We start from the raw sequence: 25009 nt of genomic DNA on the forward strand, positions 1-25009 counted from the left end.
AGACATAAAAAACCCGCTCAGTTGTAAACTGAACGAATTTATTCAATATTGGAAATATTATATCAGTCTTGGGGGGCTAAGCTCTTAATCCCAATGTACTTAGGGTGATTCTTTATAAATGTTGTCCACTTACGATGGATGTTATTAAGTCTTTCATTTGCATAAAGGCGATTATCTAAACCCGGAAAGTTGAAAAGCTCGAATATAGAACAGTAAAAATTTGAAAGATCTTCTTCTACATTGGTTAGTTCAGCTACGGAGCCAATAAAGCTAAACCTTACCCCTAGTCTGTTTAACTTACTTTCTAACCCTTTACTAAAGTCGTGCTTTGGACCCATCTTTCTGGTACTTCTTGATTTTGCCAAATAATATTCACTGCTATCCAAGTAATTGATAAAGTTATCAGCATAAACACTATAGAAACTTTCGATAGCTCTAAAGAAGCTCTCACTAGCAATCATAGATGGTGCTTCAGGCATACTTGAACTAAATAGGCTCGCGTAACAAGTATCCGATCTGATATTTTTAAAATGGTTTTCATTCGAATTCACTAGCTTGGTGCAATATTTTTCAAACTCTTCATGTGTTTTATAGAAATAATTAACAGCGTTATTTTTTAACGTAATCTCATTACTCACGGACTTTTGCTTAGAAGAATGAAATCTCGCAACCATAACTCCAAAACTATGCTAAGTGAAAGTAATGAAATTGGGAAAGTAAAATATTTTATGAAAGCTGATACTTCAGGCTGAGAAAATACAAATCTAAATTCCCCCTTAAGCCACAACTGAAATGAAAATACCGAGATTATTAAGGCTGCTATCACTACAGGTAAAAAAATAGCAAGGCGAAATGAGAAATTTTCATGCAAACCAACTGTTTCGTCAACCTTAAAGAATTGCTTGTGTCTTGGTTTTAATTTTTCTTTGTCCATAATTTAACTTGTCCTTTATATTCAGGCAGTAGATTCGAATAGAGCGACTTACTAGGCCTCCTAAAAAAGAGATAAAACCTTGACTACATAAGCATGATTAATTGATTTCAGCTTTCTATTCGCACGCGGTTGGAACTCTAAGTTCGGAAGACGTGTTAATAAAGCTTTTATCGTTGTATTGAGTTTCGTTGCACTCAACTCAACCTAGGAAATTTAACTTAACGCTGAACCAAGAAGGTCAAATTCTGACTTCACACATCATGATCATTTAGGCCTTCTATTACTATTTTTAACTATTTTATAATACAAAGTACCGTTATGAAACCAAAAAACCAAAGGGGTCAAATCTTGACTTCATACATCATAATTAATTAGCTGTTTATATTCGCCGAAACTTAAACAAGCTACTGTGTCGGATGGCGCTTCGCTTATCCGACCTACGTTTTCAAATATATAATGCGGGGTTATTGGGGCGTGGTATTGGAGATTCGTTGGGTTTCGCTACGCTCTACCCAAACTTGTATCTCTTCTTGATGGGTGTTTAACTTAAATTTTTACGCAGACAAAAATGGCGTTGCCTGAGCGCTCTGCCCATGGGGTTATTTTGTCGTAGTCATGTTCAAATATGTGGATTTCGAAGTACGGCTTTAAGGCTTCTTTAAGCTCGGTGTAAGTAAAAGCGACCATTGGGTGCTCGTCGTGCCATACGAGTGTTTTATCTGCGGTGGTTTTTTCTATGCTGAGTTTTAATAACTGTTTGCTGCCAGTGCCACTGTAGTGCCAGCCAGATCGAAATGTGAAGAAGCTATTTTCGCTTGTTGCTGTGTGCTCTACAAATGAATCGCTGTCGATTTTGTTTTTATCAACCGTGTTAAAACAAAATATTCCACCTACGTTTAATGCGCTGTGTACGCTGGCAAGGCATTCTTTTAACTTATTAATGCCGTCGCAGTAATGGATTGAATACAAAAAGCAGGTAATTAAATCCAAGTGCTCAGCGACCTTAAATTCACTCATGTTTTGCAATGAAAATTGCGCTTCTGGGCAACGAGCTTTTGCTTTATCGAGCATTGGCTGGTTTAAATCAAGCCCACTACTTTTATAGCCGTAATCAATAAAGTGGCGTACATGCGGGCCGGTGCCACATGCTAAATCTAGATGGGTGTTTGCGCCATTACCAAAAATTTGGTGCAGCCTGTGAATAGAATTGCTTTGGGCTTGATAATTAATATCTGCACACATTAAGTCGTAGTAATCAGAAAGGTCGGTGTAAAGCGCGTTTTCGGACATATAAGCCTAGTGGTAAGTAGTAGAATATTTTTAAGTCGCGCATAGTAAACTAGTTATGGCTATTAGCGAAGAAGATATGAGTTTTAGTGTTGTCGGATGGCGCTTCGCTTATCCGGCCTACGTATTTAAATATTATAGAGCGTTGTTATAAAACGGTGTGGAATTGGAGATTCGTTGGGTTTCGCTACGCTCTACCCAACATACGTACTATAACTTTAAACTGGCTTTAACTAATTCCTAAATACTTATGTACTTGTATTGATAGGCGCCAGTTTTTGGCAATGCAGGTGTCGATTGCGAGTTTAGTTGCTGATACTTTTTGGCTAATTGGCTGTAAGTAAACAAGCTTAGGGTTAACGCCTGTTTTAGCAAATAATTCTTCTAACTCTTCTACATGCTTTTGCATGGCAACGGGGTGTTTAATTTCATTGGCACGCTTCATTGCACTGGTAAGTACTTCATAGCCGCCGCGCATATTGATTTTTGGCGATACCGTTACCCATGTTTGCTCTGGGGCGAGTATTTCAAACGTGCCGCTGGTTTCTATTTGTGTGCTAAACCCGTGTTCGTGTAATAAGTTACATACTGGATTTAAATCAAACATGCATGGCTCGCCGCCAGTAATTACAACATGCTTTGCGGTGTAACCACGTGATTGAAACAAAGCTAAAATTTGCTCTGCACTGGCGTTAGCCCAATGATCTGAGTCGGCTTTTTTTTCTACGGTTTCATCCAGCGATACTTTATATACATTATCAACATCCCACGTTTGCTTGGTGTCGCACCAAGAGCAGCCTACAGGGCAGCCTTGCAGACGTAAAAATATTGAGGGTGTGCCAGTAAAGCTAGCTTCACCTTGAATGGTTTCAAACACTTCATTAATTTTGTACAAAAGAGATCTCACTTACTACCTAGCAGCCAAATTGCTACTATTAAAAAACCAAAAAGCGCTGTGCAAAAATTGTTATTTAAGCTGCGGCCGTGTAGTATATCGCGCCCTGATATAAACCTCTATTAAAACTAAGAGCAAAACAGATATGACGCAAAAAGTAGTTGTTATTTATTCCGGCGGTATGGACTCATTTACCGTATTAAATAAAGCCCTGCAACAAGGCCATGATGTATATGCCCTTTCATTTGACTATGGTCAGCGTCATGTAAAAGAGCTTAAAGTAGCGGCAAGTGTGTGTGAAAAATTAAACGTTCCACATAAAATTGTTGATATTTCGGCGATTAACCAACTTATTGGTGGCTCATCACTTACTGATGATATTGACGTACCTGAAGGCCATTACGAAGAAGAAAGCATGAAAAGTACGATTGTACCTAATCGTAATATGATTTTGCTCTCGCTTGCTGTTGGTTACGCGGTATCACTTAAAGCTAGCCAAGTTTATTACGGCGCTCATTCTGGGGATCATGCTATTTACCCTGACTGCCGTCCTGAATTTGTGCAAAAAATGGATGATGTGTGTCGTATTGCGAACTACGACGCGGTAGAAATTTTTAGCCCGTATTTAAATAATACTAAAATTGGTATTTTAACCGACGGTATTGAAATGGGTTTAGATTACAGCCAAACGTGGACCTGTTATAACGGCCGTGAAAAGGCCTGTGGTAGATGTGGCGCGTGCCAAGAGCGCCTTGAAGCATTTGCACTAAATAACATTACAGACCCGTTAGAATACGAATAAGCCGCAATTAATTAGTAATACAATTGCTGCAAACAAAAAAGGCTATCATCGATAGCCTTTTTTGTTTGTCAGGTTTTAAGTTAATGGTATTGATTACAGCCAGCGTTTTACGCGCGCTTTATAGGCGGTAAACTCTTCACCAAATAATTTAGTGAGCGCACGCTCCTCGGGTATTATTTGAAAAAATGTTAAATACGCAATAAACCCGATAATACATAAAAGCGCCCACAAGGAACTTAACCAAACACCCCACCCTGCTAAAATAAATGCAAAACCCACATACATTGGGTTACGCGAAATTTTATAAATGCCGCTCGTAATAAGTTTTGACGCTTGCTCAGGTTTATTAGGATTTACTGTGGTGTTTGCTATTTTAAAGCTCGCTACCCCTGCAATACAAAAAACACACCCAATAATGACCAAACTTGCTGCTAAGTAGGTAATAAATGCGGTGAAATCAATAACACTGTAATGCGCAATAAGCGCCATTATGCCTGCAAAAAACAGCACAACAATAACGGGAGGTATTTTATTATTTAACATGGCAACTCACTGTATTGGCTAAAGTATGTTTATTTATGCAGCCATTAAACAATATCTAAAGTGTATAAATGATGAACACGCTCAAAGCTGAATTAAATAAAGTATACAAATTAAGTTACAATTGTCAGCTTTATCAAAAGCGCTTAAAGGTTATACTTTAACCATAAACGAATAATAAAATGATAAGGAATGAGGTTATGTCTGGAACTACGATGATTGTACTTATTGTGCTAATTTCGGTTGGCTCAGGAGTAGTTTACGATATGTATAAAAAGCATCTTGAATTTAAGCATAAAATGCAAAACAACAACAGCGATGCCCATAAACAACTAGCTGAAACAAACGCACAAGTGCTTGCATTAAAAGAGCGTGTACAAACACTTGAGGCTATTGTTACTGATTCAAGCTTTAACGTTAAAGATGAAATTAATAAACTTTAAGTTGTTATAAGTAATTTGGATATAAATGCGCATTTTCTGGCTGCTCAATGCCGTGAGCAGCTAAAAATCCACCAATAGCTTGCCCGCAGCCCTGTGGTGCTCGCCCGCTGTCTATCTCAAAGTTTAACTGATTAGCATGTTGCTTACCCATAGAGCAAAGCCCTACGGTACTTGGCGAGCGCATAGCGATGCTTAGATTACCTACTTGTTCAACCACTACGTGCTTACTAAAGCGGGCAAAATCTTTGTATTTAAACTGCTCGTTTACATAGTCATTACTTGTGGCTACTAATGCTGTAATTAAGGCGTGTAAAAAGCTATTAGCGGATGGATCTGCTGTTAAAAACGCGATTGTCTTTTTATTAAACTCGCTAAGTTGACAATCTTCACACAACAGCTCAACAGTATATAAATGTTGCTCGGCTATTTGCTGCTGGCTTTTAAGCTCAATGCTTTTTCCTGCAAATACAATGCGTTTAAGCACTTCATCAACGTTACTTGTAACCGCTTCGCTTTTAACAAGTTCAGGGTTTTGCGCCATTACAGGTAAGTCGTGATGGTTATTAAATGGCGTACTTGTTGCGCCGCTTTGCATTAACTGGAAAAGTTCTCTTACTTCATGTTCTCGCGCTACTTTTAACGCTAAAAATGCGGTTTGAATAAGCTCTGAGGTAGGTAAGTTTTCCTCTACTATCCAGCGTCTGCCAAATAATAGTTTTTTAGCTTTCGCTTCATTAGTAGATGCGCTTTTTTGGTAGTTATCAGGGCTCAGCACTGCTACTTGCAGGTAAATTTCTTCACCTTTTTGTGCAGCAAGCACTCTAAAGTGAGCCGAAAATTCAATACTCTCAAGTACTTCGTTTACGCTTTGAAGCGTGTGCTTGTAACGTAAAAAATGCTGTGGCACCACCCAATTACTATTAGCCAATTGCACAAGGGGTGCATAAGAAATAGGTTGCTCGTAACTGTGTTGCCATTTTTGCTCATTGCTAAGCAAATGATTAATGTGGCTCTTGTTATCTGACATAAATAAACCAAATAAACTCGCGTTGTGCGATATAAACTATGAACACATTACGTCATCAATGTCGTAATTAGATCACATGTACGCCCTACTTTTGGGCTTTTTTAACTATCGGTGAGTTCTTGATAGTCTGTTATAACTTTTTGATAGTATGGCTTATCTTTATTGAGCATTTTATTATAATGATTTATGAGTTGCCGTTGGTACATATCGTGCTCTGTACTAGCAAAGTCCCACATTTTGTTGCCGGTATGGCTAATCTCAATATTGGTACTAAAGCTCACTTCAATCACTTCATAAAAACGTTTGTTGTCGTAAACTATTTGCTCACTTACAAGCCCTAAACCAAGTTGTTTTAAACCCACTCGCAACTTATAAGTGTGATGCACTGGGCATAAAATAAACCGAACATTATTTAAATGCTCAACTGCGTTATTAGCAATGATTTGTTGTACTAAACTTAACAACAGCTCACCGCCAACACCTGCTATTACAACTACTTGGCTTTTACTTTGAGCAATTTCTATTTTGCCTACATCCTGACATAAGACCTGCCACTGCGGATTTTTATCACAGGTTTTTTGTAATTTATTAATAGATGATAATTGCGCTTCTAAATCGTTCATTAAAGTGGCGACTATATCTACAAAAATAACCTGGCTTGCAGCTGCGCGTTTTAATAGCGCCATGCCTAAATAACCATGGTCGCAGCAACAATCCCAAATAATATCGTGATGTTGCGAAATTAATGTATCAATGACAGTTAGGCGTTTACTGAGCTTCATTTAAGCAGGTGTTTGTGACGTTTTATAGACAAGCGCTTTTAAACTTTTGTCGCTGTCAACTTCAATAAAACGCTCGGTGGGGGCTAGGCGCTCAACAAATTCAATTGCGCCTTGGGTGTTCTCGTTTATTAATGCTTTAAATACATCTTCGCTAAGCTCTGGGCTATTAGCACACAATAGTAATTGTGTGGTATCACAAAGTAGCTCTGGCAACCTGCGCAGCACTTTTTGATAGTCTTTAGTTAATATAAAGCTGCCTTTTTGAAAGCTTGGCGGATCAACTATTATTAAATCAAACGGGGCTGCTTTTTTTAGTTTTCCAAAGGATTTTAAAATATCGTGAGGTAAAAAACTTACGCCGCGATCAAAACCATTTAGCTGATGGTTTTGCTTGCCGACTTTTAGCACGCCTTTGCTCATATCCATGTTCATCACATGATCTGCCCCGCCTTGCATGGCGGCAAGCGAAAACCCACATGTATATGAAAACAAATTAAGCACTTTGCCATGCTTGCTATTAGCCATTACAAATTCACGGCCGCTGCGCATATCGGGAAATATTCCGGTATTTTGGCGGCTCTGTAAATCAACCAAAAAGCGAATACCATTTTCGGTTACAACATGTGGGTTAGGTAATTGCCCATAAACCACGGTGTTTTGGCTTTGTACGCCAGCACGTTGCTGGTACACAAGTGACGTAATAAGCTCAGGCTGATTTTCTTGCGCCCACTGCCACACAGCATTGGTGAGCTCGCTTAGTGTTTGCTCGTCAATTTCATCGTACGAAACCAAAAATAAACTGGGCGGGTAAAAGTCTAAATTAATATGGCTTAATGCTTCGACGCTGTGGCCTCGGCCATGAAAAACACGACACAGTTCATTTTTTAAAATTGGCGCGTCTTCAAGCGCAGTAATAAGAGGTGTTAAGTTTGCTGTCATTTTTAATTAATCAACTGTTGTTGTAGTTCATGTATTTCATCGCGAACAGAGCCCGCTTTTTCAAATTCTAGGTCGCTTGCGTATGCATGCATTTTGGTTTCAAGCTGCTTAATTTGCACGGCAATTTCTTTCGCACTAAGAACCTTTTTAGACTCTTTACGTATCAGTTTAAGGTTGTCTTTAGGAGCCGCTTCCTCGCCTACATCCATTACATCAAGTATTTTTTTAGCCAGAGCATGAGGCTCTATACCGTGCTCAACGTTGTATGCATGCTGAATTTCGCGCCTGCGTGCTGTTTCGTCCATGGCTTTTGCCATTGATTTTGTAATTCTGTCACCATATAAAATAGCGCGGCCATCTAAGTGACGCGCAGCACGGCCAATGGTTTGTATCAGCGAGCGAGCTGAGCGTAAAAAGCCCTCTTTGTCAGCATCAAGTATGGCAACAAGTGCCACTTCTGGCATATCAAGGCCTTCTCGCAGTAAGTTAATGCCCACTAACACATCAAACACACCTGCTCGTAAGTCACGAATTATTTCTACGCGCTCAACGGTATCAATGTCTGAATGTAAGTAACGTACTTTTACATTATGCTCGCTTAGGTAGTCTGTTAAATCCTCAGACATACGTTTAGTAAGTGTAGTTACCAGTACGCGTTCGCCCTTCTCCACACTTTTGTATATTTCTGAGAGTAAATCATCAACCTGATCGCCCACAGGACGTACTTCTATAAGTGGGTCGAGCAGCCCTGTTGGGCGAATTACTTGCTCTGCTATTTCGCCCGCGCAGCGCTCTAACTCAAAGTCGCCAGGCGTTGCCGATACATAAATAGTTTGTGGTGCTATGGCTTCAAATTCTTCAAAACGCAGTGGCCTATTATCCATTGCTGAGGGCATTCTAAAACCATACTCAACAAGGTTTTCTTTACGGCTTCTGTCGCCTTTATACATTGCACCAATTTGCGATACGGTTACATGCGATTCATCAATAATCATTAATGCGTCATCAGGTAGGTAATCAAGCAATGTTGGCGGCGGATCGCCTGGCGTACGACCCGATAAATAACGGCTGTAGTTTTCTATACCCGAGCAATAACCAAGCTCGGTCATCATTTCTATATCGTATTGCGTTCGCTGAGCTACACGTTGCTCTTCTACTAATTTGTTTGCACTGAGTAACTGGGCGCGTCGCTCTTTTAGTTCTTCTTTTATTTTTTCGATAGCGCCAAGTATTTTTTCACGCGGGGTAACATAGTGCGTTTTAGGATAAATAGTAGCGCGCACTATGTGCTTTTCAATTGCACCGGTAAGCGGGTCAAAAATACTTAAGCGTTCTATTTCATCATCAAACATTTCTACACGTACAGCAAAAGTGTCTGATTCTGCTGGGAATATATCAACTACTTCGCCACGTACGCGGTATGTACCTCGGCTAAAATCTATATCATTGCGGGTATATTGTATTTCAGCAAGGCGGCGTAGCATGTCGCGTTGATCTACTTTTTCGCCCACTTTTAAAAGCAGCATCATTTTCATGTACGATTTAGGGTCACCCAAACCATAAATAGCCGATACCGATGCCACAATAATGGTGTCGCGACGCTCAAGTAATGCTTTGGTCGCGCTTAAACGCATTTGCTCTATGTGCTCATTTATCGAAGCATCTTTTTCAATAAATGTGTCGCTAGATACAACATAGGCTTCTGGCTGGTAGTAATCGTAATACGATACAAAGTATTCAACCGCGTTTTTAGGAAAAAACTCTTTCATCTCGCCGTATAGCTGCGCAGCCAATGTTTTATTGTGCGCCATTATTATTGTTGGACGATTTAAATCGCTAATAATATTGGCCATAGTAAAGGTTTTACCTGTACCGGTGGCACCTAATAACGTTTGGTGTGCAAGCCCCGCTTCTAACCCTTCGCATAGCTGTTTAATGGCGGTAGGCTGATCGCCTGCTGGTTTGAAATGTGATTTTAACTGAAAATGGTCGCTCAATTATTGCACTCCTGTAACGATTCGCCGCTCAGCGCTTCTAGTTTTTTCATAAACCATTTATATGCAACTATTGCTGTAAATAAATTACCTATGGCAGCGCCTATAAATAACCCTAATAATCCGGCTATTTCGTTGCCGATATAAGCAAATGGTACATAAAATATGAATAAACGAATAACGCTTAGTACCAATGCGTTCATTGGTTTGTGTAAAGCATTAAACGATGAGTTTGATAATATGATCACCCCTTGTAAGCCATAGCTTAGTGGGATGGTATAAATAAAGAGCTTAATTACATCTATTACGGCTTGTTCTTTACCAAATAATTGGCTTATAACACCTGAAAATGCAATTAGTAATACGTAAATGGCAAATTGCCATATCATCACAAATTTGAGTGTGCCGGTATACGCATCTTTAACTCGGCATAATTTGCCAGCCCCAAAGTTTTGACTCACAAATGGCGGTAATGTCATCGATAGCGCAAGCACTAAAATACTTGCAATAGATTCTATCCGGCTTCCTACTCCAAATGCGGCCACGGCTTCTGGCCCATGATGCGCTACTAAGGCGGTCATTACAGCCATTGCAACAGGTGTAAGCATGTTTGCACCTGCAGCAGGTAAACCAATTTTTAATATTTTACGAATAGCGCCAGTTACAGTTTGCTTGCCCGCTTTTAGACTCAACAAACGTTTTTTAACCGCTAATATATATAAAATAATAACCACAGCGACCGACCATGCGACAACACTTGCTATGGCAGCGCCTTGAATTCCTAACGCGGGTACCGGCCCAAAGCCAAATATAAGTATTGGGTCAAGTACGGCGTTTATCAGCCCTGCTCCGCCCATTACTATACTTGGCGTTTTGGTATCACCGCTGGCACGCAGTACCGAATTACCAATCATTGGGGTTATTAAAAATACGCTACCGATAAACCATACATTCATGTATTCGTGTATTAACGGCAATACTTGCGCGCCCGCTCCTAGCAAAGTAAATATGGGGTCAATCAGTAAATATCCAACAGATGACAACACAATAACCAGAACCACACCAACCATTAAAGAAATACTGGCATCAAAACGTGCTTCATCAATTTTATTACTGCCGAGCGCTTTCGCTATTACTGCTGATGTACCGATCCCCAGCCCTATTGCTAAGCTGATAACGGTAAAAGTAACCGGAAATGTAAAGCTCACGGCAGCTAGTGGTTCGGTGCCAAGTAAGCTTATAAAAAAGGTGTCTACAATATTGAACATCATTAGTGTGATCATGCCGAATATCATCGGTATGGTCATCGTCTTTAATGTAGGCAAGATAGGATCGTTTAGTAAATCTGGGCGAGTCTGAGATTTTGAAATTGCGCGCATGAAATAAATAGGCCTCTTTTACTGAACGAATCATTTTAAAGCATCAAGGCAGTTCAAGCCACGGATTTATCACCACAATTGATGTAATTACGGAAGTAAATATTCTAAAAAATAGTAAAACTTGGTTTTTACATCTTTTTGTTAAAATAGAGCCTAAACACGCCAAAAAACAATTAAAACACATTTTTATAACTTTTATTACAAACACCCTGTGTTATCTGATGCTTTTTTACACAAAGCAACTACTTGGTTTATCGTTACGAAAAAATTCATTCATGGAGTTACATCTATTAGCCACCAAAACATAACCCACTGTTTTACAATGAATAAAAAATAGTGATTTAAAAGCTTGAAATCGTTGTAGCACCCTAAAACATTGGTGCCGATGATGTTCTTAAAGTTTCATAAACAGAGTTATCCACAGAAACCGTGGATAACTCATTCAAAGCCGCATTTATAAAGGCCTTGAGAGACTCGCAATTTTCGCTGAGGTCCAACCAATTGTTGATTTGCTAATTGTGGCATTTTTATAAACTCACACTGAAAACGCAAGCTTGCCGATTTTTCTTCTTAACATACTTATACGTTAGTAAATAAAAAACGTTTAATACAAAGTTAAGTTATTGATTGTTCTATTTTTGAGCGAAGATAATAAATGCTCAATTTATAGATCAAAATTGGATCACTATTAAGAGGGAAAATACTTTTATGACTATTCGTGCAGGTATATTTTTAGAAAATTAAAATAAAAAAGTAAATAAATACGAAGAATACCCCAAAGTAAAAAATGAAATTTTATGTTTTTGAGTTGTTTTTTAATTACAAGCGGCCTTAATAGCGTGTTTAATTTAACCAATTTAAAGACTCAACAATAATAAAACTCGCATTAGTATTCTTAAATTCTTAAAAAAACAGCTTTAATAGAGCTATAAATCACGCAGATCGAACACAAAAACAACGAATAAACCTCTTTTTTCAATTTATGACTTTTATATGTTGACACTTTGCGGCTCGGTCATTAATATTTCGCCCCGTTGAAAGGCAAGACGCTTCCCCCTTAGCTCAGTTGGTTAGAGCGACGGACTGTTAATCCGCAGGTCCCCCGTTCGAGTCGGGGAGGGGGAGCCAAGTTTTTCAACCATAAACGATTCCCCCTTAGCTCAGTTGGTTAGAGCGACGGACTGTTAATCCGCAGGTCCCCCGTTCGAGTCGGGGAGGGGGAGCCAAGTTTATGTTTATGATGTAGTTCCCCCTTAGCTCAGTTGGTTAGAGCGACGGACTGTTAATCCGCAGGTCCCCCGTTCGAGTCGGGGAGGGGGAGCCAAATCATCATAATAATATCAGTACTTTAGTTCCCCCTTAGCTCAGTTGGTTAGAGCGACGGACTGTTAATCCGCAGGTCCCCCGTTCGAGTCGGGGAGGGGGAGCCAATTCTAAGAATTTCATAGACATTCCAAGCTATTTCCACTACTCTTCCTTATATAACTAAAGCATTAGTTTAATTCTTTAATGCGCTGTACTTAGTTTATTAATCAAGGACTTGATTCCTTCCCTTTTGATTATTAAAAGACTGAAAACATGGCTGGATTTAAAAAACTTATTTTTATACAAATTATCTCTTGGTTATTGTGTGTTGCAGCAGGAAGCTACTTCATATCTATAAGCTTTGATACTGCGGTAAGTGATGCACAAAAAAATGCACAAACGACTGTTACTAAGTATATTAATGACCTTTCTTTAGACGATATTTCTGCTCAAAATTTAAAACAATCAATTGCAGATGGTAATACGTTTTCAAGCTTTACTCTAAGAGATTACCAAGGTGCTGAAGTATTTAGCATTAACCCCCCTACTCAATTACCAATGTTTGCTGATTTTGTACTCTCTAACTTTAACTCTGTACGCCCACAGTTTGCTGTAAACGATGCCGCAGATATAAAAGTTGAATTTGTACTTAACATTGAGCATTTAGCGTCGCAGCTACAAACGTCCCTTTTTATTGTTATTTTGATTTCTGCCATTTTAGTTATTATTCCAATAATTCTAATGAAATCTATTTTTTATCATTTAAATAAAAATATAAGTACAACAGTTGCTGACATTATCGATATTTATATCAATCAAAACCAAGTTGATAATGATTTAGAAACAGCATTAGATGGCACTCGATTGAAAAAAATGGGAAAAGATTTAGTACCTAGCTTTAATCGGTTATCACATTTTTTAAAAAACAAGAACGAAGACATACAAAGCGCTGCTATGACTATCAAGCATGAAGCGTACAAAGATGTAATTACCTCGCTTGGTAATCGTAATATGTTTGTTGAGTACTACGAAAAAAATATTGAAAACACTGAGCAAAGTACATTTGGCTCTTTAGCTATGGTTCGTTGTAGCGAACTACAAGCTATAAACCAAAGCCGTGGTTATCAAAAAGGTGACGAGTACGTTAAAGGCGTTGCCGATATTATTAAGCACATAAGCGGCACTTACACGGGTAGCCAAGTATTTAGATTAAACAGCTCTGATTTTGCGGTAGTACTCCCCCACATTCCTTTAAAAGAAGCTGAGCGCTTTGGTGAAAACCTGCAATCGCGCTTCACGCAGTACCAACAAAACCAAGAGTTAAGCTCGGTAGCTAATACGGGTATTGTAGGTTACGAAAAAGGTAAACCGTTAGGCGAACTGCTTTCTGTTGTTGATAACGCGATGAGCATGGCGCAGTCAAAGCAAGTTAATGCATGGCACGTACAACGCGAAACCGATTTAGTTAATAACGTAAGTGCGGGGTTTGGTAATCAAAACTGGCGTAAGGTTATTAAGGAAGTTATAGAATCTAAGCGTGTGCATTTAGTGATGCAAAACATTATGCCGCTTGGTAAAAGCATAAAAGCCTACGCTGAAGTACAAGTTCGATTTAAAACAGAAGACAATCAAGTACTGCCTACCGCTTCTTTTTTAGCAATGGCCGAAAAACTTGATATGGCAATAGAAATTGATCGCCTGATCATCGACTCTTCTCTTGAAAAAGTTAAAAGCCGTAATTTATCTGAAAAGTTTTTTGGTTTAAACGTAACAGCCTCAAGTGCACACAACGATCAGTTTGTAATTTGGCTAGAGCGCCGATTATTGAAAGATACGCATATTGCATCTAAACTAGTATTTGAGGTAAGCGAGTTTGGTTTACAGCAAAACATCAAGGCTAGTAAGCGCTTTATCGACATGGTTCACCGTGTTGGCGCACGCGTTACAGTTGAACGTTTTGGTGTTGGCTTAACTTCATTTAAGTTTTTCCGCGATTTAAAACCTGATTTTATTAAAATGGATGCAAGTTATACTCGCGGTCTAGAAGATGATAAAAATAATCAGTACTTTATGCGCTTAATGGTCGATTTAGCCCACCGCATTGGTGTTAGCGTATTTGCTGAAGGCGTTGAGAGCCAAGAAGAGAAACACATTATAGAAACGTTGTGTTTAGATGGCGTTCAAGGTTATTACATAGAAAAACCTAAAGACATTTAATTAGTTTTCAATTAATACAAAAAAGAGCATTCGTTGCTCTTTTTTTGTTTCTGCTATTTGACTAATTCCTTACATCAAAATCACATTAATTTTACAGCCTTGTGATCAATATGTTTGTCCTTGCGTTTATTTAACTGATAACGACTCGCAAATGTTGTTTATCGGGGCAGAAAAAAGGATAATAAGCAGGACTTTAATAGCGTGAGGCACACATGACAGAATATGTCTTGTTATTGATTGGAACCGTTCTGGTTAATAACTTTGTATTAGTACAATTTTTAGGCTTATGTCCGTTTATGGGCGTATCAGGTAAGCTTGATACGGCGATTGGTATGTCTTTGGCAACCACGTTTGTGCTTACCCTTGCCTCTGTAACTAGCTATTTAGTTAATCAATATATTTTAATCCCTCTGGATATCGCCTTTTTACGCACCATGAGCTTTATTTTAGTGATTGCCGTTGTAGTGCAATTTACCGAAATGGTTGTGCGTAAAACCAGCCCTACCCTATATCGTTTATTAGGCATATTTTTACCGCTGATCACCACTAACTGTGCGGTATTAGGTGTGGCTTTATTAAATATCAAAGAAGATCATTCGTTTTTACAATCTGCGGTATATGGTTTTGGTGCTGCGGTTGGTTTTTCTTTAGTGCTTGTATTGTTTGCAGCACTACGAGAGCGTTTAGCAGCTGCTGACGTTCCTACGCCTTTTAAAGGCGCCTCTATTGCAATGATCACTGCAGGCTTAATGTCGATGGCGTTTATGGGTTTTACTGGATTAGTGAAGTTTTAATATGACCTTGTTTTATGCCTTGATAGCGATTGGTTCGCTAGCACTCATTTTTGGACTTATTTTAGGGTTTGCAGCAATTCGCTTTCGCGTTGAAGGTAACCCTATTGTTGAGCAAATTGATACTATTTTACCGCAAACTCAATGCGGACAATGTGGCTACCCGGGTTGTCGCCCTTACGCCGAAGCCATAGCTAATGGCGATGAAATAAATAAATGCCCACCAGGCGGAGAATCTACCATGAAAAAGCTTGCCGGCTTAATGGGGGTTGATGAAAAACCACTTGCCGGTGGCGAGCAAGCAGAACCTATAAAAACAGTGGCTTATATTCGCGAAGATGAATGTATTGGCTGTACCAAATGTATTCAAGCGTGCCCAGTTGACGCTATTTTAGGCGCAACTCGTCAAATGCATACCGTGTTAATTGATGAATGTACTGGCTGTGATTTATGTGTTGAGCCTTGCCCTGTAGATTGCATTGATATGCTACCTGTAGCCGAAACTAAACAAAACTGGAAATGGCAGCTAGACGCTATTCCTGTTACACAAATAGATTAGAGGTTTGAGTGGACAAGTTACTTGAACAAATAAAAAAAGGCACCGTGTGGGCATTTCCTGGCGGCATACACCCACCACAACAAAAATCACTCTCTAATAGTGCGAGTATCACTCGCCTACCTTTGCCCGATAAACTCATTGTTGCGCTTAAGCAGCATATAGGCGCAAACGGTAAGTTACTTGTAGAAAAAGGCCAACACGTCTTAAAAGGCCAACCACTAACAGAGCCTGCTGCTAACTGGTCGGTACCTGTGCATGCGCCAAGCTCTGGTGTGGTTACTGATATTGCACCTATGCCATCAGCACATCCATCGGCCCTGCCAGAACTAAGTGTTATTATTGAACCAGACGGCAAAGACGAATGGGTAGCTCTAAATAAAAATAAAAATCCTGCTGAGCTTAGTCATGACGATCTTATAAATATTATTCACCAAGCCGGTATTAGCGGTATGGGTGGTGCTGGTTTTCCTACTTATGTAAAAGCAGATACTAAGCAACCTATCGAATTTTTGATTGTAAATGCTGTTGAGTGCGAACCTTATATTACTGCCGATGACGTTTTAATGCGCGAACACGCTAAAGAAGTTATCCAAGGCATTGAAATAATGCAGCAACTTTTAAACCCAACACTGTGCATTGTGGGTATAGAAGATAACAAGCCTGAAGCTATTGCAGCAATGAAGCAAGCAGCTGAGCATAACTCAAAAATTATTATTCAAACGGTGCCAACTATTTATCCATCTGGCGGTGAAAAGCAATTAATTAAATTACTTACTAACCGTGAAGTTCCTAGCATTGGTATTCCAGCCGATATTGGTATTTTAGTGCATAACACGGGTACTTTGTTTGCCGTACAACAAGCCGTTTATGAAGGCAAACCGCTAATTGAGCGTATAGTTACGGTAACAGGTAACACTATTCATAAACCTGGAAATGTATGGGCACTGCTTGGTACTGAAATAAAGCACTTACTTGATTGCCAAGGTTTCTCGCCTGTACCGCAGCAAAGTGTTGTGATGGGCGGCCCAATGATGGGCTTTACACTACCCACAGTACGTATTGGCATAGTTAAAACCACTAACTGTATTTTAGCGCCTGATCATAAAGAGCTAGCGGAGCCCGGCCCTGAAAAAGCCTGTATACGTTGTAGCGCCTGTGCCGATGCCTGCCCTGCTTCTTTACTGCCACAACAATTGCAGTGGTTTGCTAAATCAAAAGAGTACGACAAACTACAAGAGCACAATTTATTTGATTGTATTGAATGTGGTGCTTGTGCATACGTGTGCCCAAGCGAAATCCCTCTTGTACAGTATTACCGTATAGCCAAAGTTGAAATTAAAGAACAACAAGCTGACAAAATTAAAGCCGACAGAGCAAAAGAGCGTTTTGATGCCCGAAAAGAACGTTTAGAGCGTGAGCAAGAAGAACGCCAAAACCGCCATAAACGTAAACCTGCCGCTAAATCTGCTGACGAAAAACAAAAAGTAGCAGAGGCACTAGCCCGCGTTAAAAATAAATCAGATAACGGCGATGAAAAATCAGCTGTTGCTGCCGCTATTGCACGCGCTAAAGCTAAAAAGCAACAAGGCGAAGAACTAGAGCCAGATAACAGCGAAGTAGCAAAAGAACGCGCACTACGTAAAGAACAAGCGCGTAAATATAAAGAGCAAAAATCGCAAACAGATGAATCGGCCGAGACTACACCCGTTGATGATAAAAAATCAGCAGTCGCTGCAGCCATTGCTCGAGCTAAAGCTAAAAAAGCAGCACAAGTATTAGATAACGCTGAGCAAACAGTGAGTGAAGAGCCACAAACTGATGCCCCCGTTGATGACAAAAAATCAGCGGTAGCTGCAGCCATTGCTCGCGCTAAAGCCAAAAAGGCAGCACAAGCATTAGATGGCGCTGAGCAACCCGTAAGTGAAGAGTCACCAAGTGATGCCCCTGTTGATGACAAAAAGGCAGCAGTAGCGGCGGCCATAGCTCGTGCTAAAGCTAAAAAAGCAGCTAAAGCATTAGAAGACGCTGAGCAAACCGTGAGTGAAGAGCCACAAAGTGATGCCCCTGTTGATGATAAAAAAGCAGCGGTAGCGGCGGCCATAGCTCGTGCTAAAGCTAAAAAAGCAGCTAAAGCATTAGAAGAAGCCGAGCAAGCCACAAGTGAAGAGTCACAAAGCGATACGCCCGTTGATGATAAAAAAGCAGCGGTAGCTGCGGCCATAGCTCGTGCTAAAGCTAAAAAAGCGGCTAAAGCACTAGAAGATACCGAACAAACTCAGCCCCAAGAGCTACAAGTTGATAGCGCAGCACCTAAGAGTGCAGAAAGTAACACCGATGACTCATCAGTTCTTATTAACGCAGATAAACCTAAATCAGCCGACGATAAGAAAAAAGCCGCCGTGGCTGCTGCAATTGCGAGAGCAAAAGCTAAAAAGTTACAAAAAGAAGGAAATAATCAGTCATGAAATTAACCATGACCAGTTCGCCGCATAATCACAGCCATAAATCGTTAACGCGATTAATGCTTAGCGTTATTGCTGCGTGTATTCCTGGGCTAATTGCTCAAGTTTTCTTTTTTGGAACAGGTGTACTTATTCAACTGGTGCTCGCGCTTGTTGCTGTAAGCGTATTTGAAGCTGCAATAATGCTAATACGAAAGCGCCCTGTTTGGCCTGCATTAAGTGATGGCAGTGCGTGGCTTACTGCCGTGTTATTGGCACTGAGTATTCCACCACTTGCGCCTTGGTGGATAATCGTTATTGGCTGTTTATTTTCTATCGTTATAGTTAAACAGCTTTATGGCGGCCTTGGGTTTAACTTATTCAATCCAGCAATGGCGGCTTATGTACTGCTATTAGTTTCGTTTCCGGTGCAAATGACCGCATGGTTGCCTGTTACTGATTTAATAAATACGCCAATAGGCTTTGCTGATCAGCTAAGGCTAATATTCACCGATTTTACGGCCTCTGGGTTTAGCCTAGATCAAGTACGCGCAGGGGTTGATGGCCTAACAATGGCAACACCACTAGATACTGTTAAAACAGACATAGCCCACGGTTTAACCGTTACCGAAAGCATGCAAAAGCCAATATTTAACGAATGGGCTGGCCTTGGTTGGGCCTGGGTTAACTTAGGCTTTTTAGCCGGTGGTTTATACTTATTAAAAGCAAAAATAATTAACTGGCATATTCCTGTTAGTTTTATCGCAAGTTTAGCTGTATGTAGTGCTATTGGTTATATCGCATCACCTGGTACAGAGCCGGGCACCCTATTTCACTTATTAAGTGGTGCCACTATGATGGGAGCCTTTTTCATAGCAACCGATCCGGTATCTGCAGCAACAACTAACAAAGGGCGCTTAATTTATGGCGCGCTAATTGGCTTACTAATTTATTTAATTCGTACCTTTGGTGGTTTTCCTGATGCCATCGCATTTAGCGTATTACTGATTAATATTGCAGTGCCGCTAATAGACTACTACACACAGCCGCGTACTTATGGCCACGGAGCAGTAAAATGATCATTTCGTCAATGGCTAAAAATGGTGCTATTTTAACTGCGTTTGCATTAGCAACAACAGGCTTAGTTGCCTCTATCAATGCACTTACTGCCGATAAAATTGCAGAGCAAGAACAGCTACAACTTACTGCGCAACTACAAGAAGTGCTCGACCCAAAATCATACGACAATCAATTATCACAAGATTGCGTAGTTATTACTGACGAAAAACTAGGCCCATACGAAAATCAAGTAATTTACCGTGCTCGTAAAAACAATAAACCAGTCGCTGTTGTTATTAGGCATGTTACGCCAAATGGCTACAGTGGCGATATTAACTTATTAACAGCGGTATTAAGCGATGGCACTATTGCTGGCGTTCGTACGACTAAACACGAAGAAACCCCTGGTCTAGGCGACAAAGTAGAAGTTAAAAAATCACTTTGGATCACAACATTTAAAAGCTTAACGGTTGAAGGCGAAGAAGACGCTCGCTGGGCTGTTAAAAAAGATGGCGGCCAGTTTGATCAATTTACAGGCGCGACCATAACGCCACGTGCTGTTGTGGGCTCTGTTAAAAATGCCGTATTGTTCGCACAAACTAATTTTGATGATATTTTTGCAGCACCTAATGCCGAATGTATGGAGGTAGCTAAATGAGTGAGTTAAAAACATTATACAAAGAAGGTGTATGGGTAAATAACCCTGCCCTTGTGCAGCTTTTAGGTTTATGTCCACTGCTTGCCGTTACCTCAACTGTAACAAATGCCTTAGGTTTGGGCTTAGCAACTTTACTCGTATTAATAGGCTCAAATGTTACCGTATCAATTGTGCGTAACTGGGTGCCAAAAGATATTCGTATACCTGTATTTGTAATGATCATCGCGGGCTTTGTAACTATAGTTCAATTACTTATGAACGCTTACACCTTTGGTTTGTATCAATCATTGGGGATTTTTATCCCGTTGATTGTAACTAACTGCGCCATTATTGGCCGCGCCGAAGCATACGCCTCTAAAAATCCTGTTCATTTATCAGCATTTGACGGCTTAATGATGGGTTTAGGCTTTATGGCTGTATTGTTAGTGTTAGGAGCTATGCGTGAACTCATTGGCCAAGGTACGCTGTTTGACGGAGCCGATTTATTACTTGGCCCATGGGCACTGAGCATGCGCATAGAAGTATTTAACTTTGATAACCAATTTTTACTGGCAATTTTACCACCGGGTGCCTTTTTAGGTCTTGGACTACTTATTGCTGCTAAAAACGTAATTGACGCACAAATAAAATCAAAGCAAATTGCACCGCCAGAGGCTGAAAAAGGCCCTCGAGCACGTGTTACTAGCTTAACTTAAGGGGAAAACGTATTAGAGCAACAATTAGCACTAATACGTTTTAAGTTGCATGAATAAAGAAAAACGTCACCAAATACTGTCGCGCCTACGCGACGATAACCCACATCCAGTTACAGAGCTTGAATATTCAAGCCCATTTGAGTTACTAGTAGCGGTAACCCTCTCAGCGCAAGCAACCGATGTAGGCGTTAATAAAGCCACTCGAAAGTTGTTCCCTGTTGCCAATACGCCACAAGCCATTTTAGACTTAGGTCACGATACACTGCGTGATTATATAAAAACCATCGGCTTATTTAATTCTAAAGCTGCCAACGTGTACAAAATGTGCCAAATTTTGGTGGATGAACATAACAGCATCGTGCCAGAAAATCGTGAAGCCCTAGAAGCCCTACCAGGCGTTGGCCGTAAAACCGCTAATGTTGTACTCAATACCGCCTTTGGCTGGCCTGTAATAGCCGTAGATACACACATATTTCGTGTATCTAACCGTACAAAGCTTGCCATGGGTAAAGATGTTGTAGCTGTAGAAAAAAAGCTTGAAAAGGTTGTACCAAAAGAATTTAAAGTAGACGTGCATCATTGGCTGATACTGCACGGACGTTACACCTGCGTAGCACGTAAACCAAAGTGTGGCAGCTGTATTATTGAAGACTTGTGTGAGTTTAAAGAAAAAACGGAATAACGAGTTGAAAAGCTATAGTGGTAAAACTCAATTATACAATTTGCTTTTAGCAATTACTTCAGCCTTCTGTATCTGGCTTTCAAATGGCTTTATCACCTTTATTGCTTTTAACGAGTCTGTTGCGGGAGTAACATTTGAAGAACTTTTGATCATATTTTCAAATGTCGATCTTTTACAGGTTTTGACCTTTCCTGAGTTTTGGGAAGCTAATGAAAATCATTCTTTTATTGAGGCCCCAAGTTTTTGGTTTGAGCCGATGACTGTTTTATCTTCTATAAGCTCATTACTTCTTATAATTTTATTTTCAACGTATGTAACTAAGTTGAAGCCTGAAACGATATCTTTATCTCTACTCTTAATTGGATTTTTATACCTGGTTGTTTCATGGGGTGTTTTGCTAGATGTATCTGATGCAAAGATGATTGGGCCCTATTTAAGTATTGGTATTCAAGGTCTATTATTACATTCATTTATAAGTTGCCTAATTTGTGTTTCTACTTTATCAAAAAATGTATATTTTAAATTTAGCACTAATTAGCCTTTCTTTATTCAGTAGCTTTGCATTTCCAAGCGAAATAGATTGGCAAAACAAAGCGGCTGATCATATTAGGTTAAATATAATTCTGTTCATTAATCTTAGCCTTTTCATTCTAATTTTACTTTTCTCATTTCGACATATTAAAAGATTAAAACGACTAAATATAACCATCACTAATGAATCGTTAATCGACCCTTTGACAAAAGTATTAAATAGGAGAGGCTTCCATGAACAAGTTTCACGCTTAGATAAACAAAGCGGCTTTTTACTAATTGCAGATATAGATAACTTTAAACTCATCAATGATCAATTTGGACATAATGCTGGTGACAAAGTCCTTCAAAGAGTAGCCCATGCTCTAAAATTTCAAACTAGAGAGAAAGATATTGTAGGGCGATATGGCGGAGAAGAGTTTGTAGTTTTCTTTCCTAGCCATGATGTTGAAATTGTAAAAATGATTTCACAACGGCTTGTAGAGGCAATTGCGAGTCTTAATTTAACTGATATATCACCTGAATTGCAAAGAGTTACAATTAGTGCTGGTGTAGATAAAGGCGATACAAAACACTGTAAGTTTGAAAAATTATATGAAAACGCAGATAAACTGTTATATCAAGCTAAAAGTGCTGGTAAAAATCAAGTTATCGTATTTGATAACTAACAGGTTAAACCTTGGCTAGCACACTTCTATTCGAACTCTAGTGATAAGATAGCTAATCGTTTAGCTGCCAGTCGATTCTATATTATTAAATAAATTGCGCCGCATTAACTAAACGCTCACTAACAATAAATTGAGTCGTATTTTTAACCCAAGGCCTAGCAATATTTTTGTAATTTAATTTAGATAACCCGCAGAATGTGACTATTAATAGAACATTATCAAAGTATTAATTTCACAACGCTCACTCCTTTGGTTATGCTAGTGGGCATTATAAAATTATATTGCGAAACCCTTTATGCTACCTCTACTTCGTATCTTGATAATTGAACAAGACCCAGCCACTTTACAAGGGCTTTCAACGAATCTGTCAAAGTCCATTCCTAACTTTGAGCGAGACGATATTCATATCGATATTATTGAGTGCCTCGAGCTGAAGCACGCGCTGGAATGTGTAGAGGAAGATGGTGATATTCAAGCCGTGGTTCTAAGCTGGGATATGCACAACAAAGTGGGTGAGCGGATGTATAGCCGCTTTATTGAAGAGTTAAAGGCAATTCGCCTTGAGTTGCCGGTTTATGTTATTGGCGACGACACTAAAGGGCTGGAGATCGTAAACGAATCAGAAGAAATCGAATCATTCTTTTTTAAAGATGAAGTGATTTCTGACCCAGAAGCTATTTTAGGCTATATGATTAACGATTTTGACGACCGCTCTGAAACGCCATTTTGGACGGCGTATCGTCGTTACGTTGGTGAAGCAAACGACTCTTGGCATACACCGGGTCATAGTGGGGGTTCTAGCTTTAGAAACTCACCTTACATTAAAGATTTTTATCAGTTTTACGGCCGCAATGTATTTGTTGGCGACCTGTCGGTTTCGGTAGACTCGCTAGGTTCATTATCAGACAGCACTAATACTATTGGTCGCGCCCAAGAATCAGCCGCGGCGACGTTTGAAGTTAAACACACCTACTTTGTTACAAATGGTTCATCCACCTCAAATAAAATCATCTTGCAGACACTGCTGCGCAAGGGAGATAAAGTAATTGTCGACCGTAATTGCCATAAGTCAGTACACTATGGCATCTTGCAATCAGCCAGTTACCCTATTTATTTGGCGAGTATCTTAAACCCAAAATATGGCATTTTCGCGCCACCATCGTTGGCCGACATCAAGTTAGCAATTGAAAACAATACTGATGCTAAATTACTAGTGCTTACCGGTTGTACTTACGATGGCTTACTTAGCGACCTAAAACAAGTCGTAGATTATGCTCATCAATATGGTATTAAGGTATTTATAGATGAAGCCTGGTTTGCATACTCTTTGTTTCATCCTAGCTTTCGTCATTATTCTGCGATACATGCAGGGGCTGACTACATTACGCATTCGGCGCATAAAGTAGTATCGGCGTTTTCTCAAGCGTCTTATATTCATATTAACGACCCCGATTTTGATGCCGATTTCTTTCGAGAGATTTATAGTATCTACGCTAGTACATCGCCTAAATATCAGCTTATTGCATCGCTTGACGTGTGCCAAAAGCAATTAGAGATGGAAGGCTATAAGCTGCTCAATGCGCTGCTAAATCATGTTGAGGAGTTTAAACAACAGATGGCCTCGCTTAAGCAAATTAAAGTATTAGCTAAGCAAGACTTTATGGAAATATTCCCGCATTTTAGTGGTGATAATATGGGCCACGACCCATTAAAGATCCTTATTGATATTAGTGAGCTACCTTACTCATTAAAAGATATTCATAAATATCTACTGGATGAAATTGGGCTAGAGATAGAAAAACACACACACAGCACCATTTTGGTTTTACTGACGCTTGGCGGCACACGCTCAAAAATAATTCGTTTGTACAATGCATTGAAAAAGCTAGACAGCGGTAAAGTAAAACTATCGAAATCGACGCGTAGAGCTCGCTTACCTGAAAATTTACCAGCCATAGACTTGGCGTGTATTCCAAGCGATGCTTTTTATGGCGACCGCGAATCTGTGCCTATTAGCAAAAGTAACAACCGCATTTGTGCAGGTTTAGTTACTCCATACCCACCGGGCATTCCGCTTTTAGTCCCAGGCCAGCATATCACTGATGATCATGTTGAATATTTGCAAGAGTTGGCAAGCCAAGGACTGACGATACAAGGCAGTTTCGATGGTGAAATTTATGTTCTTAAGGGTAAGGTTAAGAAGTAACGGTATTGGTTTAATACTATCTCGATAATAATACCAACCTGCTTATATACGGGGTCTATTTAACGTTAAGAAAATTACGCTAGAACTAGGCAAAAATTTTTGTATCTAGTTGTTCTAAATAAAAAATTTTTAACGACGTTATAGTGCAATTTAATTCGTTAAATTGATCAAAGAT

23 protein-coding genes and 4 tRNA genes are annotated in these 25009 nt (G+C 39.7%); 17 read left to right on the plus strand and 10 right to left on the minus strand.

Annotation, left to right across the window (positions count from 1 at the left end; all coding sequences use genetic code 11):
- Nucleotides 1-62 precede the first annotated feature (62 nt).
- The 4 genes from H5090_RS15200 to queE all read right to left on the minus strand — a co-directional run bounded on the left by H5090_RS15200 (nt 63) and on the right by queE (nt 3116).
- Complete coding sequence (locus H5090_RS15200) at nt 63-638, minus strand: hypothetical protein (protein WP_182696118.1); 576 nt, start codon at nt 636-638, stop codon at nt 63-65.
- Nucleotides 635-934: a hypothetical protein gene (locus H5090_RS15205; protein WP_182696119.1), complete on the minus strand. Its 300-nt coding sequence runs from the start codon at nt 932-934 to the stop codon at nt 635-637. Before H5090_RS15205 ends, H5090_RS15200 begins: the two co-directional genes overlap by 4 nt.
- A 546-nt stretch (nt 935-1480) precedes the next feature.
- Nucleotides 1481-2224 (minus strand): class I SAM-dependent methyltransferase, encoded by a 744-nt coding sequence (locus H5090_RS15210; RefSeq protein ID WP_182696120.1) that lies wholly within the window; start codon nt 2222-2224, stop codon nt 1481-1483.
- A gap of 226 nt (nt 2225-2450) precedes the next feature.
- A complete protein-coding gene (gene queE, locus H5090_RS15215; RefSeq protein ID WP_024591014.1) occupies nt 2451-3116 on the minus strand; it encodes a 7-carboxy-7-deazaguanine synthase QueE in 666 nt (221 codons plus the stop codon).
- Nucleotides 3117-3261: 145 nt separating this feature from the next.
- On the opposite strand from queE, the gene queC reads away from it, so the two are divergent.
- Entirely contained in the window at nt 3262-3918 is a 657-nt protein-coding gene (gene queC / locus H5090_RS15220; RefSeq protein ID WP_182696121.1) for a 7-cyano-7-deazaguanine synthase QueC, read from the plus strand.
- A 93-nt stretch (nt 3919-4011) separates the two neighbouring features.
- On the opposite strand, the gene H5090_RS15225 is transcribed toward queC, so the two are convergent.
- Entirely contained in the window at nt 4012-4461 is a 450-nt protein-coding gene (locus tag H5090_RS15225) for an isoprenylcysteine carboxylmethyltransferase family protein (RefSeq protein ID WP_007378935.1), read from the minus strand.
- 197 nt (nt 4462-4658) lie between these two features.
- On the opposite strand from H5090_RS15225, the gene H5090_RS15230 reads away from it, so the two are divergent.
- Nucleotides 4659-4901 carry a hypothetical protein gene (locus H5090_RS15230; protein WP_010553668.1) on the plus strand — a complete coding sequence of 81 codons (243 nt, stop codon included), beginning with the start codon at nt 4659-4661 and terminating at the stop codon, nt 4899-4901.
- Nucleotides 4902-4905: 4 nt separating this feature from the next.
- Here the strand turns inward: H5090_RS15230 and H5090_RS15235 are convergent, their stop codons facing one another.
- From H5090_RS15235 to H5090_RS15255, 5 genes are all read right to left on the minus strand, one after another.
- Complete coding sequence (locus H5090_RS15235) at nt 4906-5928, minus strand: hypothetical protein (protein ID WP_182696122.1); 1023 nt, start codon at nt 5926-5928, stop codon at nt 4906-4908.
- Between the two features lie 101 nt (nt 5929-6029).
- Complete coding sequence (locus H5090_RS15240) at nt 6030-6710, minus strand: tRNA (adenine(22)-N(1))-methyltransferase TrmK (RefSeq protein WP_182696123.1); 681 nt, start codon at nt 6708-6710, stop codon at nt 6030-6032.
- Nucleotides 6711-7649: a class I SAM-dependent methyltransferase gene (locus tag H5090_RS15245; protein ID WP_182696124.1), complete on the minus strand. Its 939-nt coding sequence runs from the start codon at nt 7647-7649 to the stop codon at nt 6711-6713.
- A gap of 2 nt (nt 7650-7651) precedes the next feature.
- On the minus strand, nt 7652-9646 hold the full coding sequence (gene uvrB, locus H5090_RS15250) for an excinuclease ABC subunit UvrB (RefSeq protein WP_039487290.1): 1995 nt from the start codon (nt 9644-9646) through the stop codon (nt 7652-7654).
- Nucleotides 9643-11022: an MATE family efflux transporter gene (locus H5090_RS15255; protein WP_182696125.1), complete on the minus strand. Its 1380-nt coding sequence runs from the start codon at nt 11020-11022 to the stop codon at nt 9643-9645. The genes uvrB and H5090_RS15255 overlap by 4 nt, the downstream gene beginning before the upstream one ends.
- A 1051-nt stretch (nt 11023-12073) precedes the next feature.
- On the opposite strand from H5090_RS15255, the gene H5090_RS15260 reads away from it, so the two are divergent.
- From H5090_RS15260 to H5090_RS15330, 15 genes are all read left to right on the plus strand, one after another.
- Nucleotides 12074-12150 (plus strand) — tRNA-Asn (locus H5090_RS15260).
- A gap of 21 nt (nt 12151-12171) precedes the next feature.
- A tRNA-Asn gene (locus tag H5090_RS15265) sits at nt 12172-12248 on the plus strand.
- 21 nt (nt 12249-12269) lie between these two features.
- Nucleotides 12270-12346, plus strand: a tRNA-Asn gene (locus tag H5090_RS15270).
- A 29-nt stretch (nt 12347-12375) separates the two neighbouring features.
- A tRNA-Asn gene (locus tag H5090_RS15275) sits at nt 12376-12452 on the plus strand.
- Between the two features lie 148 nt (nt 12453-12600).
- Nucleotides 12601-14544, plus strand: a complete 1944-nt coding sequence (locus H5090_RS15280; RefSeq protein WP_182696126.1) for an EAL domain-containing protein — start codon at nt 12601-12603, stop codon at nt 14542-14544.
- Nucleotides 14545-14756: 212 nt separating this feature from the next.
- Nucleotides 14757-15338 carry an electron transport complex subunit RsxA gene (gene rsxA, locus H5090_RS15285; protein ID WP_008172491.1) on the plus strand — a complete coding sequence of 194 codons (582 nt, stop codon included), beginning with the start codon at nt 14757-14759 and terminating at the stop codon, nt 15336-15338.
- A gap of 1 nt (nt 15339) precedes the next feature.
- Complete coding sequence (gene rsxB / locus H5090_RS15290) at nt 15340-15894, plus strand: electron transport complex subunit RsxB (protein ID WP_007585357.1); 555 nt, start codon at nt 15340-15342, stop codon at nt 15892-15894.
- Between the two features lie 8 nt (nt 15895-15902).
- Nucleotides 15903-18359 (plus strand): electron transport complex subunit RsxC, encoded by a 2457-nt coding sequence (gene rsxC / locus H5090_RS15295; protein ID WP_182696127.1) that lies wholly within the window; start codon nt 15903-15905, stop codon nt 18357-18359.
- Nucleotides 18356-19414 (plus strand): electron transport complex subunit RsxD, encoded by a 1059-nt coding sequence (gene rsxD, locus H5090_RS15300; protein ID WP_182696128.1) that lies wholly within the window; start codon nt 18356-18358, stop codon nt 19412-19414. The genes rsxC and rsxD overlap by 4 nt, the downstream gene beginning before the upstream one ends.
- The gene (gene rsxG, locus H5090_RS15305) at nt 19411-20052 is read left to right on the plus strand and encodes an electron transport complex subunit RsxG (RefSeq protein WP_182696129.1); all 642 of its coding nucleotides are present in this window, start codon (nt 19411-19413) and stop codon (nt 20050-20052) included. The genes rsxD and rsxG overlap by 4 nt, the downstream gene beginning before the upstream one ends.
- On the plus strand, nt 20049-20747 hold the full coding sequence (locus H5090_RS15310; protein WP_182696130.1) for an electron transport complex subunit E: 699 nt from the start codon (nt 20049-20051) through the stop codon (nt 20745-20747). The genes rsxG and H5090_RS15310 overlap by 4 nt, the downstream gene beginning before the upstream one ends.
- A 49-nt stretch (nt 20748-20796) precedes the next feature.
- Nucleotides 20797-21429 carry an endonuclease III gene (gene nth / locus H5090_RS15315; RefSeq protein WP_182696131.1) on the plus strand — a complete coding sequence of 211 codons (633 nt, stop codon included), beginning with the start codon at nt 20797-20799 and terminating at the stop codon, nt 21427-21429.
- Nucleotides 21404-21967, plus strand: a complete 564-nt coding sequence (locus tag H5090_RS15320) for a hypothetical protein (protein ID WP_154903405.1) — start codon at nt 21404-21406, stop codon at nt 21965-21967. Before nth ends, H5090_RS15320 begins: the two co-directional genes overlap by 26 nt.
- The gene (locus tag H5090_RS15325) at nt 21939-22628 is read left to right on the plus strand and encodes a GGDEF domain-containing protein (RefSeq protein ID WP_024591501.1); all 690 of its coding nucleotides are present in this window, start codon (nt 21939-21941) and stop codon (nt 22626-22628) included. The genes H5090_RS15320 and H5090_RS15325 overlap by 29 nt, the downstream gene beginning before the upstream one ends.
- Nucleotides 22629-22923: 295 nt before the next feature.
- Nucleotides 22924-24834: an aminotransferase class V-fold PLP-dependent enzyme gene (locus H5090_RS15330; protein WP_182696132.1), complete on the plus strand. Its 1911-nt coding sequence runs from the start codon at nt 22924-22926 to the stop codon at nt 24832-24834.
- Nucleotides 24835-25009: the final 175 nt, after the last annotated feature.

Source organism: Pseudoalteromonas sp. SR43-5 (assembly GCF_014163835.1).
Lineage (GTDB): Bacteria > Pseudomonadota > Gammaproteobacteria > Enterobacterales > Alteromonadaceae > Pseudoalteromonas > Pseudoalteromonas distincta.